At 51.8% G+C, this 255-nt stretch carries 1 protein-coding gene; it reads right to left on the bottom strand.

Going from position 1 to position 255, the window contains the following annotated elements; genetic code table 11:
• Positions 1 to 186: hypothetical protein (locus tag L9G74_RS21295; protein ID WP_238898783.1), on the bottom strand; the 186-nt coding region annotated here is incomplete at its 3' end.
• Between the last annotated feature and the right edge of the window lie 69 nt (positions 187 to 255).

Here is a 255-nt window from a genome sequence, read left to right as displayed (position 1 = left end):
CATCATACCCATGAACCCTGCATCTCGAGCGATGTCTCGAATGAGCTTCAGCCTCTTTATCGTGTTCGGTTGGTTGAACCACGAGCCCGGATGTATAGGTTCGTTGGAGATGCTCAAGAAAACGTGATTAAATTTCTTGACGTCCGTCGCCACTTGCCGCGCGTAGTCTTCAGCGTGCAAGTTCATCCAAGCCACGTTGTCTCTGATGCTGCAGAAAATGTTCAGCCGCACGAGGACACCCTCTTCGGCTGTCAC

Origin of the sequence: Shewanella electrica (assembly GCF_022321485.1) — a bacterium.
Classification (GTDB): Bacteria; Pseudomonadota; Gammaproteobacteria; order Enterobacterales; family Shewanellaceae; genus Shewanella; species Shewanella electrica.
Note: the sequence above shows the minus strand (reverse complement) of the source record. Positions and strands in the feature narration are given on the sequence as shown.